Raw genomic sequence first — 17,959 nt, 5'->3', positions numbered from 1 at the left:
AAAAGGCCGTCCTCACCGTCGGCTGGACGGTTCTGCGGCTTTGGAAGGACGAACTCCTGGAGGCATCCGAGATAGGCCTTGTCCGGCATCGGCTCGCGATCGAGCGCCCAGGCCGGCATCTGCAGCGCACGCGGGTCACCCGCCCCGCTGAGCGCCCGCAGCGCCGGCGAGACAGTGGGGAATCCGACCCGTGGATCCGTATGCGTCCGGCCACCTGTACGAGTGCGGCCGCCCGTCACCTTCTCGCGTTTCCGAGCACGGCCGCCTACCGGCCGCACCCTCTGGAGCAAAACCCTCGGCAACACCTGCATGCTCATGGTTGGCGTCATCCAGGAGGGCGGCAGGCGCAGAGGTATCGGCGAGACCACGATCCCCTGTGGCCTCAAGAACTTCTCCTGGTCCGTGACCACCGCCACGGTGACGATCGCGCCGCCGCGGCGCTGGGACGTCCTCACCAAGGTCTCCGTCCGGGTCCGGCAGAGCGGCGAACTCGGCGGCGTGTTCACCGTCGCCAGAACGGGCGCGAACCTGACCGCCGCCTGCGGCAGATGAGCGGAGACCGCAGGGCCCGCATCGGGGCCCGGCGCGCCGGCCGTCGCCGAGCCCCGCATGTTCGTCGTTTCGGTGTCCTTCCCGAATCCGGCTGCCAAAATGACGGCATGATCGCTCGGCTCCGAGCTGCCGCATTGTGGATGGCGGGCATTCTCATCCCGGTCGCCCTCAGCGCGGCGGTCAATCTCTGGACCAACGACGGTGTGTGGAACCCGCCGTGGATCGCGTTCGCGGTGGTGCTGGCCTTGGCGGGATGGTACGTCACCTTCCTGGCCGGCCGTGACTCGGCGCCGGCCGCCGCCGATCTGCCTCAGGTCAAGGCGCGGCTGGCGGAGTTGGTGGGTGGTTTCTGGCGGAGCGAGATGACGAAGCGTTCTCTCGGCGACCCGCCGATCCCCGTCACCTGGCATGTCACCACCCGGCCCAACCTCATGGACCATCCCCACCTGATCGCCGAGGGCGAGCTCTCCTTCATTGGACGGTCCGATGAGATCACCGTCCTGGCCTCGTTCTTCCGCCGGCTGCGCCGGCATCGGCTGGTCGTCACGGGCGGGGCGGGAACGGGAAAGACCACGCTGGCCGTTCAACTCCTCCTCAAACTGATCGAGACGCGGGAGGCGGACGAGCCGGTGCCGGTGTTGCTGCAGATCGCCGACTGGGACACCGAGCTCTATCCGAACGTGCACGACTGGCTCGTGGTCCGCCTGCGGAATGACTTCCTGGTTCCGAAAATGCCCGACCAAGGCCGCGACTCCGCGCGGATCCTGGTGTCGGGCCGCCATGTCCTGCCCATTTTGGACGGGCTGGACGAGCTTCCAGAACCGGCTCGGGCAAAAGTCATCAACCGGTTGAGCCAAACCCTGGACAAGCACGATCGGTTGATCATCACCTCGCGCACCTCCGAATTCGCCGGAGCCGTCAAGAACGCGCGCCGAGCCGTCAGGGCCGCCGCGGTCGTGGCTCCGATGGCGTTGACCGCGCCGACCGTGGTGCAGTACCTCGCCACGTGCCTGCCTCCGCGCCGCCCCCAACCCTGGGACACGCTGTTGTCCGCGCTGGCCGCGGGCAATGCGCGGGCCCTGGAGACTGTGTCCTCGACCGCATGGGGGCTGTGGCTGATCCGGTCGGTGTACATCGACCGCGATCGCGATCCGACGCCGCTGCTGACCGTTTACCGGGACGATGTCGCCGCGCTCCGCAAGCACCTGATGGACAACCTGGTCGAGGCGTTGCTGCACGCCCAGAAGCTCGCGGGGACGGCGGTCCGCCGGGTTCCGTCATCCTGGGACGCCAAGCGGGTACGGCGGTGGCTGGGACGCCTCGCCGCGCGTGCTTCGGCGTCCGGAGCGCGGGACGTGGCCTGGTGGCGGATCGTCCAGCCGGTGCCGGACCACTCGGGGCGGACTGTGCCGAGCACGCCTCCCCGGTGGTTTGTCTTTCTGCTTGCCGGGCTCGTCTACGGCCTGCCCGTCACCGTGGGCGCCGCCCCGAGCGGCCACCTCGTGCTCGGTCCGGCCGCGGGTCTTTTCTTTGGCTTCGCGACTATGGTCAACGCCTCCGAGACGCCCGATTTCGCGCGCCTTCGGCTCGGCCGGCGTATCACCACGACGCTGCGCGAACACAGCGCCTACGTCATGCCCGTCGCGCTCGCGATGAGCCTGCCGCTCGCGGCGGCGGTCACCATTATGCAGGGCCTCGCCGGAGGCCTTTTCGTGGGCATCACCATGACGCTCATCACCTGGTTCGCCTTCGTGCAGGGCAAGCATCCGCCGCTAACCGAGGGGAAGGCGACGGAGGAGCGACTTCCCCAGTTCGCCGACGCTCTCACCCCACTGTCGGCGTGGCGGGACAACCGGTCCCTGCTCTGGCTTCACCTGATCGGCGCACTGGCCTTGGGCGCCCTGCTGGGTGTCTCCGTGGACTTCGTGGCGCCCTTCTTCCCTGGGCCGTGGGACTGGTTGAGCGACCTCGGACTCGGGCTGATCGTCGGTGGTCTGGCCGGGACGGCACAGCGGCCGCGGCAGGCCTGGCTGACCTCCAGGATCACGTTCCTGTTCCTGGCCCTGTCGGGCGACTACCCGGTTCGCGTGATGAGGTTCTACGACGAGATGCACCGGCTGGGCGTGCTGCGCGCGGTCGGCCCGTTCTACGAGTTCCGGCATGACGCGCTCCACGACCACTTCACTACTTCGGCGAATTGAGGAGAACGCACCGCTTTGACAGCGGCCCGCCAGGAGCATCAGGCGTCCGGCTCGGGGTAGGGGCAGCGGGCCGGTGGGGTCGCGCAGCGCGCGCACCGGAGAAGGCCCTCGCCTATGGATGGGGAACCCGACTCGTCCGGAATGCCGCTCTCCGGGGTGACATCAAACTCGGTACGCCTGAACTTCCGCATCGTGCTTATGGCATCGTCAATCGTCAAACCAACATCCGAGGTCATAAGTCGGTGCCCACGGTCGGCGTTGGCGTGCCCAACTACCAATGCGCCGATTCGACCAATCGCTTTCGCAGGCACTTTCGTGACATGCTCCACTGATATCGGATATCGAGAGTGCATGTAGAGACACAAAGCACACGTCAGTCGGTGGCATTCCGCCATATCGGCCCGTCATGCCACGTGACTGACCGCTCACCGCAAGGCTGACAACGTTCCGTGAGGGTAGGCGAGGAGGTGAGTACTGCTACTCCAGAGCGACATTGGGTGCCCGCCTCGGGCTCGGCGGGTGGCCTGCTGCCCGCGACCGCCCTACCCGAGGGCCTGCCCGCTGCTGTAGACGGCACGGCGGACGGCGCCGACCAGCACCATAACCCCTATCTCGCTTACCTCGACCAGCTCGACAGCGCCGAGTCGAAGGCGACTATGAGAGGTTGCCTGGACCGGATCGCCCGCATCCAGGCCGGCGACAACATCTACGGAATCGACCCGGCGACCGGGAAGAAGAATCCTTCCGCGCGAACCGGGCGGGACTTTCCCTGCACGTGCTGCGGGCCGAGCACACCGTTTATGTCCGCGCCCGCCTGGACGAGCAGGTCGTTATTGACCCCAGGAGCGGCGAGCACCGCCCGTGGTCACCTACCTACCGCAACAAGCACCTGACCGCGCTGCGCCAGGTGATCAAGATCGCGTGGCGGCTGGGCCGGGTCACGGCCGAGGAATGCGACCGTGCCGCGGGCGTCCGACCGTTCAAGGGGGTCCCTCTCTCGGCCGGCGAGCAGCTCACCCCGGCTCGGGTCGGCGCTCTCCTTGTTATCTAGTGTGCTGGAAACGCGTCAAGCATGTGAGGCATGTGGACTCTCGACGAACGTGCCTGACACGTTATCTGGGGTTGTCAGGCACGTTCGTTACCTGCGGAACCCCGACGGATCTCTCGGCGGCTCCTCCCACGGGCCCTAGGGATTTCCCTGGCCTGCGCCGGGCGCGGTTGACGCCTTCAGAGGGAGTGGGCCAAGGTTCCTGTGTAGCCGTTGTCGCCTGGGGTGGGAGGCGTCGGATGGCCGGACCTCGCCGGGGCAGGCGCCCCGCCAACGACGTTCGCCAGGATGGTGAGCCGGCACCCGAGGAGCGGGCCGGGTGGTGGAAGGGGCCCCGCGCGTGGCTGGCGGGTGTCCTGAGCGCGGTGCTCATCGCCGCGGCCGGCGTCGTCTTCACCGATTGGTACAACGCGCGCGGCTCGGACACCATCGGTCGTATCGCGGGTCAGGGTCCGCTGACGATCGGGTACGTGGCGGTGGACACCGGCCTGCGCCACCTCGCTCTGCGCGAGCCCGTGACCGATCCGCAGGAACGGGCGGTGCTGCAGGCCGGCGCCGCGGACGCTGAGCGCGAGGTGGTGCTGGCCCGCCACCGGGTCGCTCCGGTCGGTGGTGTGGACCTCACCGTCGTGCTGGTCGGCAACCGCAGCAGCGTGCGCATCGTCGACATTGAGCCGCGGGTGCTGACCCGGGAGCCGGTGTCGCGGGGCGCGCTGCTGATGCCTGCGAGCGCTGGTGAGGCCGGCACCATCCAGGTCTCGGCCAACCTCGACGATCGGGCTCCCAGCTTCCGGATGGCCGGGGATCCGAAGGTGGCCTACTTCCGGAGCAAGCAGATTGATCTGAAACGGGACGAGCGGGTCACCTTAAGCATGGCGATTGAGGGTGACAAGGCCTTCTACGAGTTCGACCTGCTGGCGACCGTGCTGGCCGAGGCGCGCACCGAGCAGGTCGTCGTGAAGGGGCCCGACGGGCGACCCATTAGGATCACCGGGTCCGCGAAGACCTATCGCTCCTCATACCACGAGTCTCCGCTGGGCGGCTGGCAGCCGGTCCGGCACAAGCAGGTGTGCGCGGATCGCCCAGCGGCGGAGAGGTGCTGAGCGATGCGGGGCGCCGTGATCGGGGTGGCCCTGCTGCTGGCCGTGTGTGCCGTGGCCGTGGCCGATGCCCCCGCGCCGCCGGACCTGGTCTGGCGCCGGGCATGGACGTTGCCCGCTGCTGTTCCCGCCGAATCAGCCGGGCTCTGGACGCCGACCATGGCGGTCTCCGACGTGGCACTCGCCCTGCCGGGCGAGCGGGGAACGGTGAGCCTCCTGGACCCGCGTACCGGCATGCTGCGCCGCTCCGTCGCGACCGATCCGGCGTCTCCCACACCCGTCACGGGGCTGTGGGTGGCGTCAGGGACGCTGGTGGTGGCCCGCGGCTCGGACGAGGCTCCCGTCCAGGCGCTGTCCGCCTACGACGTGGCCACCGGCGCCCGTCTGTGGCGACGGACGGTGATCGTGGCGCAGCAGCCGGAGACCAGAGTCTACCGCGGGCCGCGGATCATGGTGACCGGGAACAGCGTCGTGATCGTCGGGACCGAGGCCGAGCCTGTCATCGTGTTCGCTGTCGATCTGCGGTCGGGGACCACCACGGCCCAGGCGTCGGCCGAACGCGGCTGCGTCACGCAGGGCGCGGCCACCGCGTGGTCGATGCTGCTGCTCAGCCACTGCCTGGCGGGGGGCCACGTCGCCCTGTCGGCGGTGGATCCGCGTACGCTCCGGCGCGTGTGGACGCGCTCGCTGCCGTCCCATGACACTCCTGGCGACGTGCCTCTCGACCTCACCGCCGGTACGGATGGGTATGCGCACGTCACTGTCGGCAACGACAACGCCTTCACCGACGCGGACGGCCGTATCCTGCCCGTCCCCGGCGCGGCGACCGGCTGGAGCCGCCCGCTGTATGTCGGCTCGTACCCTGCCACCGGCCCGAACGGCGAGCTCGAGCTGCACAGCGGGTGGCCGCTGCCTGCCTTCCTCATCGCCGTGGACCTCCGGGCCGGCCGCCTGGCTGGGCTGCCGCTCGACGTGCCGGCCCAGGAGGCGTACCTCATTGGCGTCACCCGCGACATGGCCTTCGTCCACAGCACCCTGGAGGGGGCCGAGGTGATCATCGCCTACCGGCGGCACCCTGGCCGGCTGACACCCGCCGCCGTGCTGGGCGGGGTGGCGCCTGGCGCCTGGCCGGACGCCTGCTCGCTGCTGAGCGGAGACGACCTGCGGATCCTCGGCGCTGGCTACCGCGCCGTCCCGTCCGCACGAGCACTGGGCCCGGCGAAGCTGCCACGACCCGCTGCGTGTGACTGGGTCTCCACCGCAGGCGACGGCCCCGCCGTCTCGCTCTCCCTCGACTGGGTGTCGGCGACGAACACCGAGGCCCGCGCCCTGTTCGCCGCCGAGGTCGCCCAGGAGAAGAGCCGCAGCTCGTTCGACCCGGGAACCGACAGCGCGCAAGTGTTCTCCTTCGTCACATCGCACCCGGCGGGCATCGTGGGGATGACGCTCGTCGTCGTGGGCCCCGTCGTCGTCCGGCTGACATCCGTCTCCCGCCAGGCGCTGCACCTGCTCGCGCCCGTCCTGCGGGACAACCTGCGGGCCCGCTACCGCCAGCCCCTCGCCCCATCCCCTCTCCTGTCGGCTGGCTGGAACCGTCCGACCTACGCCGTTCTTCCCATCGAACTGGTTGTGTCCAGAGGTACTGTCTACGCCGGCGCCGACGACATGATCCACGCGCTGGAGGCAGCCTCCGGCAGGCCGCGGTGGAGCTACCAGCTCGGGTCCGACGTGGCGGCCGCGCCGGTGGTGAGCGGCGGGGTGGTCTACGTCGCGGTGTCCGACGGCCGGGTGGTCGCCCTCGACGCCAGCACCGGCCGGGCCCGGTGGAGCCGCCGGCTCGGCGCTCAGGGAGAACTCATGGTGGCGGCGGGACGCGTGCACGTGAACGACGGTAACTCCGCGATCGCCGCCCTGGACGCTGCCGATGGCCGGACGCTGTGGCGGTTCCAGGCCGGCGGCGCCTTGCGCGCCACCACGTCCATCTCCGCGGGCGTCGTCTACAGCGGCAGCGACCACGGCACGGTCTACGCCGTGGACGCGCGCACAGGCCGCGCGCGATGGCGGTCGCGGATCGCCGGCCGATCGGACCCGATGACGGTGGTCGCGGCCGGTGGGCTCGTCCACGCAGGCACCGAGTCCGGAGTGGTGCACGCGCTCGACGCGGCCACCGGCGCGCCTCGCTGGCGGGCCCGGCTCGGCTCTCTCGCCTTCGGTCCGCTCGTCATCCACGGCACTATCTACGCCGGCGGCCTCGGCACGACCTACGCGCTCGACGCGTCTACCGGCCGCCGGTTGTGGACCTTCAGCGCACCGGGCGACCGGCTCTACAACGTCACGGCCCCCACGGTGGCACGCGGCTTGGCCTACCTCGGCGGCCCCGACGGCAAGCTGCACGCCCTGGACGCCACCAGCGGCCGGGAACGGTGGAGCCGCAGCGCCGAAGCCGGTAACGGGATCACGGTCGCAGGCGGCACCGTGTACACCGGCGGCGACGGTGACAGCCTGCTCGCGCTGGACGCCGCCACCGGGGCGATCCGCTGGAGAGCACCGATCGGCGGCGAGATCGGGCGCGAGCCGGTCGTGTCCGGCGGCCTGGTGTACGTCGGCAGCTCCAACGGCATCGTGTACGCGATACCCCTTCGGCCGTGAGCAGCGCGGCTTCGCCACCGTGTCAACCATCGCCATCGCGGTCCAGACGCACAAAAGGGCGGCCGAGACCGAGGTGACGAGACAGGGGATCTCGGGCGTGGTCTTGGGGGACGCCGGACGCGAAACTCCCGGCCATCAGCGGGTGTCGGGCTCACCTCAGGCCGACGCCACGTCGTGCACACCCATGTGATCCGACGGCAATGCGATCACAAGGTCACGTACGACGGTACATTACGATCCGACACACGCCAGACGCACCCGCCAGCACTTGAGCAAGTAGGCGACCCCGGGCATCACCATGATCGGAACGCCCAGACAGACGTTCGCCGCAACGTGCCGTGCACGCCAGCGCATATGCCTTACGTGCCTGACAAGATCGCATCTCCCTGACCTGTGAGAAGACCCAAGAACCCAAGATAACTGCCGACGCCTGCGACGCCGACCTCGACGTACCCGCCCCGGACGAGGCCCGGTACGCCGAGGTGCGCCTGCTCGCCCTGCGCGACGCCGCGATGATCGAGGTCCTCTACTCCACCGGGCCTGCGCCGGGCCGAGCTGGCCCGGCTCGCCCTTGACGACTACGATGCCGCCCGGTCCTCGCCGCGCGTGCGCGGCAAGGGCAACAAGGAACGGGCCGTTTTCCTGACCCCGAGCGCAGCCTGCGCCGTCCGTCTCGTCCACGTAGGCCACCATCGTCGTTCCTTCGCCGTAACGCGCCAGTGCTCGGGCCGACCCGGGCACGAGACGCCACATCTTCCCACCCGATCCACGCCACCGCGCATTCCCCGCGTACGGTCGCTGCTGAGCTCCGCCAGCGCAGCATGAGCGAATTGGGCACACAGTACGGGCCTCTGGAAGCGGGCCAACATGACCAGGCGCTGAGCAGAACGTCGTGGGCGAGTTCAATGGAGTCGACCGCCGCCTGATCCGCGAGCCTCGCAGGAGGGTCTACCGTCGCCGGGGAAGACGCGCTGCTGCCCATCGTGGTCGAGTCGGATGCGCCCGGTGCGCTGACGCGTGCGTTGGCGGAGGCGGGTGATGTGGAACCGGTCACCATTAGCCGGGCCTATGTGAAGGCCATCACGACGTGGCGGGCCACCTCGGACTCGGCTGGCTCGCAGCGGGCGGTCAGCACACGGATGCTCGCGCGCTGCCGCACGCACTGCCCGTCGGCACCGATGAGGGTCAGCGCCAGCAAACCCCGTTGGACGGCTTCCCGCTGTCGGGCCCAACTTGCGGTTGTAGACGTCCTCGACGGCGGAGGCGACGCCGCCGGAGCGGTCGTAGCCGGGCAGGGTCAAACGCCTGTCGTGGCGGTGCTGCCAGGTGCGCACCATCGCCACCGACAGTAGCGGCAGCACCCACACCACCGAACCGTCGCCCAGCGCCCCATCCGTCATGGCCCGGGGTGTGGGCGATCAGGTCGCGCATCACCGGCTCGGCCAGGCCGTCCTGAACCCGCAGCCCGGCCGTCGCGGCCGGCCCGGTGATCCCGCGGCGCGCTGCGGCCGGCGCCCGCGCCACTCGGAAATTCTCCTCTACCGCGAGCGCCAACTCTGGCCGCCTCGCCTTCACCCTCGCAGCAAGACGAACGACCAGGACGATAGACCATCAGAATCCCCGACATCTCTTACAGCACCCGAAGAAACCGGAGCGCCAACAGATAGCCCCAGGCCCTGGGGCTAGAGAGCCTGAAGAACCCCGAAGGGACTCGAGGGCGACTAGATCTAGCCAGAAACAAGCAGCGGATGGTGTACGTACCCGACGACACCGCTGCACGGGCTCGGCGGCCTGCCAGAGGGTCCGCCACCTCAGGCCGATTTTCGGAGATTACGACGGCTCATCACTCCTTGGCCCTGCTCTACGGGATGCCGCTTGGCTGGCGGAAAACGTGAACAGCCTGTCGTGGAACCGGCACCTGCATCCTCTGGATTCGCCCGTGACGGGCCACGCTCCCGGCCTGGCTGGTAACACCCGCCGCGCAGGTACGCTGGCCCCAGCCAGATCGCGAAACGCTGCGTTCGGGCCTACACGGAATACCGGTCGCGGCTGGACAGCGCCACAGGACGTCCTGACATGGCGGCAAGTAAAGCGAGAACGTGAACCAGTGATAGGTGGGCGATGACACCTTTGGATTTGATGCTGGCGGATTTCAAAGAGAAGTACGCCGCTCACAACCCGTCGGGGGCCTTCACTCGCCTGTACGACGACCCCGAACTAGGATCCATGTTCGCATACTTCCACGAACAGTTAACCGAGCACTTCGAGAGCATTAACGGCAGGATCCGCAGTACCCGGCACTACTGGGCGGATAACAGCCGACAGCTGATCGCACTGGCCGACGACCTGAGCCAGGTCCTTCTGACGTTGAAGGCCTCCGGTATCGATGTGCGATTCGACGATCGGTACCAGCAGGCCGTCGACCGGTGCCTGCCGTGGCTGTCGATGAGTGGCGGCAGTACCATCCCGGATGACTTCGAGCCGATTGTGCTGGTGCGATACGAGCCCGTGTTCGTCCGGACAGCGATGACGACCGTGCTGAAGAAAGACCGAAGGCCGGTGAACCTGAAGATGGAAGGAGAAGGATCGTACGCAATCGTGTATTCGTACATCGACCCGGACTACGGCATCAAGTTCGCGATCAAGCGCGCGAAGAAGGAAATCAGCAACCGCGACCTGACCCGTTTCAAGAACGAGTTCGAGACAATGAAACGTCTGAGTTACCCCTACATCCTCGAGGTGTACCAGTACGACGACGCCCGCAACGAGTACCGGATGGAGTTCTGCGACGCCACTCTGAGATCGTTCATTGCGCGGCGCAACCAGAACTTGCCCTTCGCGTCGCGTAAGCGGATTGCGCTGCAGTTCCTGTATGCCATCAGCTATCTGCACAGCAAGCCTCTGCTGCACCGCGACATCAGTCTTCAGAACGTGCTACTGAAGGTGTACAGGAGCGGCGCTGTCCTGGTTAAGCTATCGGACTTCGGCCTGGTCAAGGATCCGTCGTCAACGTTCACCCGAACCCAGACGGAGATGCGTGGCACCATCCGCGACCCGCTTCTGCACGACTTTCGGCAGTACGGAGTCCTCAACGAGATGTACGCCGTTGGCTGGGTGTTGTCGTACATCTTCACCGGCCGCGAATCGTTGTCGACGACTGGCGACGCGGTGAGCCGCATCGTGCAGAAGTGCACAGCGCACGACCTCGCGAGCCGATACCAGACGGTCCGTGACCTGATCGCTGACGTCGAGCAACTCAGCGCGCCGTCGGTGGACACATCCGCTTGAGGGTGAGTACCGGTGAGGACGGGACAACCCGTCATCTCAATCCAGCGCCAGTTCCCGCTCGCTTTGCTGCTCACCCGGCTCTCGTGCCGGCGCCGCGGGCCCAGCGGTGGGTATGTTACCCAGTTGTCGAGTGTGGTGTCATGGATGCCCAGTTCCTTGGCCGCATGCGCCACCATCACCGTAGGGCCCACGTTCATCGGCCGTAGCGGTTGGCCTGCAAGACCGCAGCCGAACTATTCTCTTGAACGTTCCGTAAGCGATGAATTACTACAGCAACCATCGAGACGATCGTTCTCTAGGGTTGTTAGAGCCTTCTCGCAGGTCAAAGCCATGTAACCTTGTCAGGCACGTAAGGCACATTGGCCGGTGCTCGCCAGCAGTTTGCCGTTCGGGCTGAAGGCCACGCTCCAGGCAATAACGATCGGGACGATATGACGACGATCGTTATCGTCGGCCTAGCGCTCGGCGCGCAGCTCGAGTTCGTACTCGGCCGCGGCGGCCAAGACTCAAGCAGGCGTAGGTTGCCGCATCGCGCTCAGCGATCTCCGGCCTTACCGTTTAATCCCGCGCGGATCCTCCCCAACCCCGGTGTCGCTGTCACCGTCATGAAGCTCTTCGGGGAAAATACGGCACAGATACCAACCATTGGCGCCGCCGAGCACCAACTGGTTGCTGGACGTTCCGAACGAGCACGAGGTCAGGTGTCCATCCACTGCCAAGCGGCATCGGCGGTGTCCGCTGGCCGCCTCCCAAAGGACAGCAGAACCCTCGGCGGTCACGCCGACGATGTAGTGCCCGTCAGGGGAGAACTCCGCCTGTTGGAACGATGATGTATCCCCTTCCTTTTTGAACAACAGGCGGCCGTCGGTTTCCCAGCATGCGATGACGCCCGCTGATCCGGTGGTGATTATCCGGTTCCCGTTAGGTGACCACGCAATGGAGTTGATCTCTCCTATGTCTGCCTCCCATCGGACATCGGGCGGGTTGCCGCTTAGATCTACGATGGCGAGCCCCGAGCCGTTGAGAGCCATCGCCATTCGCTTCCCGGCGGGGTCGAAAGCGAGTGATCGGACCCTGTCGCCTTCCTCGCGTTTGGTAGCGCTCCAATTCTCCGGGTTGCACAGCAGAACGTCTTCGCCGACGCCGACCGCGACTTGTGCGCCGTCGTTGCGCCATGCGATCGGGCCGGTCGCGGGCACTTTGAGGTTGCCGACCGGAGTGCGCGTTCGCATGTCCCACAGGACGACGCGCCCGTCGTGGCTGAGGGAAAGCATTTGTTGTCCGTCTGGTGAGAAGGTCAGCGTCCGCAGCTCATCTGAGTGAGCGGGTGAGTGGTCGCCGTTTGCCTCCGAAACCGGTGAGCCGGCCGCCATGGGATTGTTCGGGAGGTCGATGAAGAGCACGTCGCCGTTGGCGGTGCCTGCGGCGATGAGGTTCCCGGCGGGCGACCAGCGGACCGCGTTGACGTAGACGCGGTGCGGCTGGATCAGGCGTTTGCCGAGGTCCCACACGCGGACCACACCGGCGGCGCCGACAGCCAGGAGGGGCTGGTGCGGGTGGGCCGCTATCGACTCAACTTGTACCTCGTTGATGGTGATCCTGTCGAGGAGGGTGAAGGGTTCGTCCGGTGGTGCTTGAGGGGCGTGCCAGATCAGCAGTTCGCCGAAGGCTGTGCCGGCAAGATAAGCCCCGTCGTGGGTCCAGGCTACGGCGTCGACCGATTCGGAGTCGGCCAGGATTTGTTTCGTGCCGTCCGGATCGATGATCGCTACCTTCGCCCCGGCTGCGGCGATCAGCTGTCGGTGCGGATGCCACGCGATCGAGACGACGAAGCTGAGGCTGGTGTCGATGGTTCTTGGGTATTCGGGTGAAGAGTCCCACAGCAGCAGGTGGCCGTCTGGTCCGCTTGCGGCCAGCCCGTGCCGGGACCAGGCGAGGGTGCTGCAGGCAGTGCTCGCGAGTGGCCGCGTCACATTGCTCGTCGTGTCCCACACCTCGATACCGTGATCGGTGCCGATGGCAAGGTTTCCACCTTCGGGCGCCCAGGCTAGCCAGGCGCGTTCCGCGTTGCCGGGTCGTTCAGCCTGGACCGTGCCGTCCTGCGGGTCGAGCACCATCAGGCGCCCATCGGCGGTCGCCGCGGCCAGGGTGAGCAGGTCAGGGCTCCAGGCCAGGTGGTGTACGGCCTCTCTGAGGAGGGCTAACTCCTGGGCAGGTTCGTCAGTGTCGGGTCGGTGCACAAGGATCTGGGCGTCGATGCCGCCGCTGGCGAGTTGGCCGCCGTCCGGCCGCCAGGCCAGGGCGGTGACGCCTGTGGTGTGACCGGTGATCACGCGTCGCATCCGGGGATCGGGCAGATCGGGGAAGGGTACTGCTGCGGCGAGGAGACCAGCGAGCGTGGCGTCGCAGTGGTGCAGCTGGCCGGCGACGGCAGGACGGGCTAGCGCCTGGCTGTACAGGGTTGCAGCAAGGTCGGTAAGCCGAGCGTGTCCGACCAGCAGGTGTGCCTCGTTGCGCACCAACTCGGCTAGCTCGCGGCCGTACTGATCGTCCGGGCCCCGGCGGCGGCAGTCGGTGACTAGTGCGGCTGGGCCAGACCGGCGGGTCCGTTCGGCCAGGAATCGTAGGTCGGCGGTGATCCCGTACAGTTCCTCGGGCAGCTCCGCGCCTTCGAGGTGGTAGGTCAAGTCGTCGAGGAAGCGTGCGTCGTCGCCGGTGAGCGTATGCCAGCCTGTCGACCCGCGGACGGTGCGGTACTGCTCGACGAGATGGCGATGCGCGTCGCGGAGCTGCGGGTGGTACTGCGCCACCAGGAAGTCGCGGATGACGTCGTGCAGCGTGACACCGTCGCTGGTCAGCGAGCCGAGCAGCGATTGGGCTGCGAAGCGTGAGCATTGCGTACGTGCCACGATCGCAGTGCAGTCCCATAGCCGTGTTAGCTGGTGAATATCGATGCGGGTGTCCGGCGGGAATGCACCGAGCATGACGAAGCGGCGTACTGCCTCAGCACCGTCGCGCGGGTCGCGGCCAGGGTGGACACGGCGAAGGTAGTCGATGCTTAGACCTATCGAGGCTGCGGCGTCATGCTCGCGGTCACCTGCGGCCTTGATCAGCTGTTCCAGCCCGCCGCGGCGGTCGAGTTCCGCCGCGATCTCGGCGACGGCGTCGCGCACCGTCATACCGTGGTCACGGACTGAGCTGCCTAAAACCTTGTTGAGCAGCGCGATCACGAGGGGCCATCGGCCGCAGCGCTCATGCAGCGGCAGCAGGTCGGCGTTGGGTGCTTCCGGCAGACCGGACCGAAGCAGGTTCATCGCCTCCAGTGCCGACATGCGACCGATCACCACGGTTCTGACCGAGTCCTGCTCGACATCGCCCTGTCGAGTGGTGATGAGCCGGACGCAGCGCGGGCCCCCGCGGGAGAACAGCTCCTTGTCGTGGCGGTTCCACACGTCGTCCACCACGATCAACGCCCGCCGATCAGCTAAAGCCTCGACGAGCCGCTGCGACGCTGCCGCAACTGTGGCGTCGACCGTTGCCGTGTCGACCCTCATCTGGGCCAGCGCGTGCCGGATCAGAGCAATAAGCTTCTGCTCGTCTGGGTCCTGCCCGACTTCGATCCACACCACACCGTCGGGGAACGCCGCTTGGATCCGGTCCTGCCGGCACGCCCAGGCCGCCAAAGTGGTCTTGCCGAACCCGCCGGTTCCTCGCACTGCGGTCGAGGCCAGGGCGACTGATCCGCCGTTCACGTTGAGCAGGCGGTCCAGCAGCGCCTGGCCCTCGACTGCCCGGGGTACGAAGCCCTCAGGTAACCGCGGCACGTGGTCGAGGTTGAAGGCGCTAGGGCTGGCGCTGCGGGCGGGTCTGGCAGGCCCGGGAGCAGGGCTGCTGCTTGTGGCGTGCTGTCGAACCCGGCGCAGAACGGGGAGCAGCACCCGCCGAACCTCGTCCTCATCCGGGAGCCGTTCGAGACGATCCAAGATCGTCAGACCGTCCGCGTCTTCGCGAGTCGTGTCGGGCAGAGTCCCGCCCTTCCTCCACTCGGAAAGAGTCGACTTCTTCACCCCGAGGTCCTCGCACAACGCTCGGTCTTGGTGACCGTGGCTGCCCAGCAGGAGAAGCGCGTCCCTGAGTGCGCGACGGGGGTCCTCGGTATCCGTGCTCACTGCATCACGTCCGTCCGTCCGGGACACCGCTCGGGCACATTCCGAGAGTGGAGGGTCCCTCCCTCATGACCAGTGCACATTCTCGCAAGGGACAGGCGCAAGCCGGCCCTGGTACGGCGACTCACAGTGCTTCCGGAGCTGGGCGATCCGCAGATTGGCGGGTGAGTTGGGTGCCGGCGAGCGATCGCTGCTCTTCCCGAGCAAGCAACCGAATGTGATACTGATTTGAAACATTCTGTGTCCAGCCGACCACCGCGAGGTCCCGGTGAACGCGTCCCAGGTCAGCGTCACAGCAGCGACAACATTGATCGCCGTCGTGCTCGGCGGCTGGCTGGCGATACGAGGTCAGGACCGGCTGTGGCGGCGTGATCACCAGCGCCAATGGCGCGACATCCGGCTGGCCGCGTACACCAGCTTTCTTAACGCGTTCCGCGAGTACGTCGCCTATGTCTTGCAGCCGACCGTGCAGATCACCGCGGTGCCCCGTCCTGGGCCGCCGAACGATCTCATGCCGTTCTTTGACGAGAGAGGCAGCGCGTACAAGGAACGGCTGGAGGCTACGAAGACAGCATTGCGGCTCATCTCGGGACGACTCGAGGTGGTGCAGGCGTCCAACGCGATGATCCGTCACGCCCGGCTGCTTGCCGCCGACCGTGCGACGCACCAGGCCGACGACATCCCGCCGACGCGGTTCGAGCGGTTGTGGTCCGCCGAGCGCGAGTTCGTGCTCGCCGCTCGGGAAGAGCTGGGCCTGGCCAGCGATTTCGAGATCGGCGGCCGACCAGCGCTCGGCGGTGGGTCCGGCGATACCTGCGTTTCGCCCCTGGCGGCATGGATTTCGACCCCTCAGTAGCCCTCATCCAGAAGCCTGATGATCTGCGGGGTGAACGCCTCCCGACGGACGTGGGCGAAGCTGGGACGCAGCATCACGTACGGGCGCCGCCCGGCCTCGTAACGCACGCGCTCAGTGAGCTTGGCGCGGAACCCGTTCAAAGCTGGTTGAACACCGAGGTTGTCCCATGCCACGCTCGGTTGCGGAATGAGCATCATCTGGTAGAAGCCTGGGCAGTAGGCATCGAACTGGTCGATGTGGTACACCCTCGGCGACCGCAAGCAGCCACCCTCGACGGGGACGGTGTCCAGATTCAGGTAGTAGCTTTGCCCCGCGAACGTGCGCACGTGGTCCTGCTGGGCCCGCGGCGCCTCCCGGTAATCCCGAACGGTCCGACGGGCGCCCACCGTGTCTTTCGCCAGCCGAGGTGTCGAAGCCACGAGCACATGCTCCAGCACGGACGGGGTCATGAAGTGAAGGCTGAGCAGGTAGTCGGATGGTGCGACCGCAGGCGGCAGCGTTGGGTCCGAGGCGCCGTCGGACCACAATGCGATCTTTTGGCTGAACACGGTCCTTCCGTCATCCAGGTGGTCGGCGAAGATGTGGGCGCGGCGAGCGAGATGATCGACGTCTCGCGCCGAGAGGCGGGACAGATCCGCCAGCGCGTTAACGACCGTGCCGAGGACTTCTGACCGCTCGATGGCGATGATGAAATCCAGGTCTGATGCGGGTGCCCCGTGGCGGTTGCCGCGGACGTTGCAAAAGGGGGCGTAGCTCGTGGAGCCGATGAGCAGGCCAGACGTCCGGGTGTCGACAAGAGCCTCACGCAGGGCCCGCGCGTCGCGCAGCCGGCGGCAGGTCTCCACGATCGACTCGTAAAGCGACGGTTGCCGCCGACAGGTCCCGTCGAATCTTGAGGCCGAGATCCCGCGGTCGTCGTTGTAGTGCGCACGGAACAGGCCAAGGTCGAGGATCTCTTGGTGGGTGACGTCGGCGAGGACGGCAAGCAGGTGCTCGCACATCTGCTCCTCCCGCCCGGTATAGCTCCACGAGATCTGCAGAACCGCGTCGGCGAAGGCCTCTCCAAGCACGTCCGGGACGTGTCCGGATCGGCTGTCGAGGATCCGGGCGCGCTGGTCGTAGAGGGCCCGTACTCGGTTCCAGTTGGCGCAGTGGTCAACCTCCGGCAGTATGTCGGCGACCAACCGACGCCGGCCCTTGCCAGGATGTGACGTGGTCATGGCAACGACCCTCCGCCTTCTGGACCTGTCCGGGCAGGGGGTCCGGACGGACGGACGCCGGACGGACGGACGCCGGTGAGCATGGAGACAGACGACGTCAGTCGCGCGCTCGTGAACGCGCCGATCGTCCTCATCGACCAGGACACGCACGACAAGGACCACGAAAAGCTGAGCCGCTTGGCAGCCGTCACCCCGCACCAACCCAAACGGCCGCTCCATTGGCAGGACACCTACACCAACCGGCAAGGGGGCGGTCCGCTACCTGGACGAGACGACCGCGCTGGCCGCGTGCATCGTCCAGCAGGCAGGCGGCTTCAAAGCAATTGACCTCACCCGCAATACCCCGAAGACGCGTGCCGATCGGTTTCCTGGAGGGGCGTTCGCTTCGCCCTTGACGCTTCTGACTTCTCGAGAATCGATGATCACCTAAACGACGCCGCTGCTGACACATTCGTGGCACGGCTCTCTGACATCAGATGGCAAAACGACATGTCAGAGCATAAGTACCACGTGTCAGTAGATGGCAAATCTCGCCGCAAATGACAGCAACGGGACGTCTCAAAACCTCTACCGTAAACGAACGACTTCGAAAGGTGTGAGAATGCCCGATGAATCGAACGTCTGGCGATCGTCTCCCGACAGGAAGCCCGCGCTACCGCGATGAACTTCGTGAACCGACAACGCGCTGACCAGCCTACTGACACTTCGTGGCAATCCGGCACTGGCAGTTTCGTGGCAATTCGCAGTTCGTCATCACCTGTCACCGGTTTGGTCGCTTCTTGTCACGCGGGCACGGCCACTCGTGTACATGTGTGAAGCGCGCGCGGGCTGTCGAGCTTGCCGAGAGTGTCCTCGTCCTGCTGCATGAGCAGCAGGACG

10 protein-coding genes are annotated in these 17,959 nt (G+C 67.0%); 7 read left to right on the top strand and 3 right to left on the bottom strand.

All coding sequences use genetic code 11. The features are described from left to right. Positions 1-309 precede the first annotated feature (309 nt). From KME78_RS52930 to KME78_RS52910, 5 genes are all read left to right on the top strand, one after another. A complete protein-coding gene (locus KME78_RS52930; RefSeq protein WP_219537637.1) occupies positions 310-552 on the top strand; it encodes a hypothetical protein in 243 nt (80 codons plus the stop codon). A 107-nt stretch (positions 553-659) separates the two neighbouring features. After that, positions 660-2,753, top strand: a complete 2,094-nt coding sequence (locus KME78_RS52925) for an NACHT domain-containing protein (protein ID WP_219537636.1) — start codon at positions 660-662, stop codon at positions 2,751-2,753. Between the two features lie 775 nt (positions 2,754-3,528). Continuing rightward, positions 3,529-3,804: a hypothetical protein gene (locus KME78_RS52920; RefSeq protein ID WP_219537635.1), complete on the top strand. Its 276-nt coding sequence runs from the start codon at positions 3,529-3,531 to the stop codon at positions 3,802-3,804. Positions 3,805-4,166: 362 nt separating this feature from the next. Beyond that, positions 4,167-4,904 carry a hypothetical protein gene (locus tag KME78_RS52915; RefSeq protein WP_219537634.1) on the top strand — a complete coding sequence of 246 codons (738 nt, stop codon included), beginning with the start codon at positions 4,167-4,169 and terminating at the stop codon, positions 4,902-4,904. Between the two features lie 3 nt (positions 4,905-4,907). After that, entirely contained in the window at positions 4,908-7,550 is a 2,643-nt protein-coding gene (locus KME78_RS52910; RefSeq protein ID WP_219537633.1) for an outer membrane protein assembly factor BamB family protein, read from the top strand. 902 nt (positions 7,551-8,452) lie between these two features. Here KME78_RS52910 and KME78_RS68300 read toward each other — a convergent pair. Further along, positions 8,453-8,950, bottom strand: coding sequence for an nSTAND1 domain-containing NTPase (locus tag KME78_RS68300; protein WP_372455118.1), 498 nt, complete (start codon positions 8,948-8,950; stop codon positions 8,453-8,455). A gap of 721 nt (positions 8,951-9,671) precedes the next feature. Here KME78_RS68300 and KME78_RS52905 point away from each other — a divergent pair. Continuing rightward, positions 9,672-10,838 (top strand): protein kinase family protein, encoded by a 1,167-nt coding sequence (locus tag KME78_RS52905; RefSeq protein ID WP_219537632.1) that lies wholly within the window; start codon positions 9,672-9,674, stop codon positions 10,836-10,838. A 551-nt stretch (positions 10,839-11,389) separates the two neighbouring features. Here KME78_RS52905 and KME78_RS52900 read toward each other — a convergent pair. Next, positions 11,390-14,905: an NB-ARC domain-containing protein gene (locus KME78_RS52900; RefSeq protein WP_219537631.1), complete on the bottom strand. Its 3,516-nt coding sequence runs from the start codon at positions 14,903-14,905 to the stop codon at positions 11,390-11,392. A 367-nt stretch (positions 14,906-15,272) separates the two neighbouring features. Between KME78_RS52900 and KME78_RS52895 the strand changes: the two genes are divergently transcribed. Continuing rightward, a complete protein-coding gene (locus KME78_RS52895; protein WP_219537630.1) occupies positions 15,273-15,860 on the top strand; it encodes a hypothetical protein in 588 nt (195 codons plus the stop codon). Here KME78_RS52895 and KME78_RS52890 read toward each other — a convergent pair. Further along, positions 15,854-17,080, bottom strand: coding sequence for a hypothetical protein (locus KME78_RS52890; protein ID WP_219537629.1), 1,227 nt, complete (start codon positions 17,078-17,080; stop codon positions 15,854-15,856). The genes KME78_RS52895 and KME78_RS52890 overlap by 7 nt on opposite strands. Positions 17,081-17,959: the final 879 nt, after the last annotated feature.

The sequence above is a fragment of the Nonomuraea guangzhouensis genome (genome assembly GCF_019396345.1).
In the GTDB taxonomy this organism is placed as follows: Bacteria; Actinomycetota; Actinomycetes; order Streptosporangiales; family Streptosporangiaceae; genus Nonomuraea; species Nonomuraea guangzhouensis.
The sequence above is the reverse complement of the archived record's forward strand: the minus strand, read 5'-3'. Positions and strand labels throughout refer to the sequence as shown.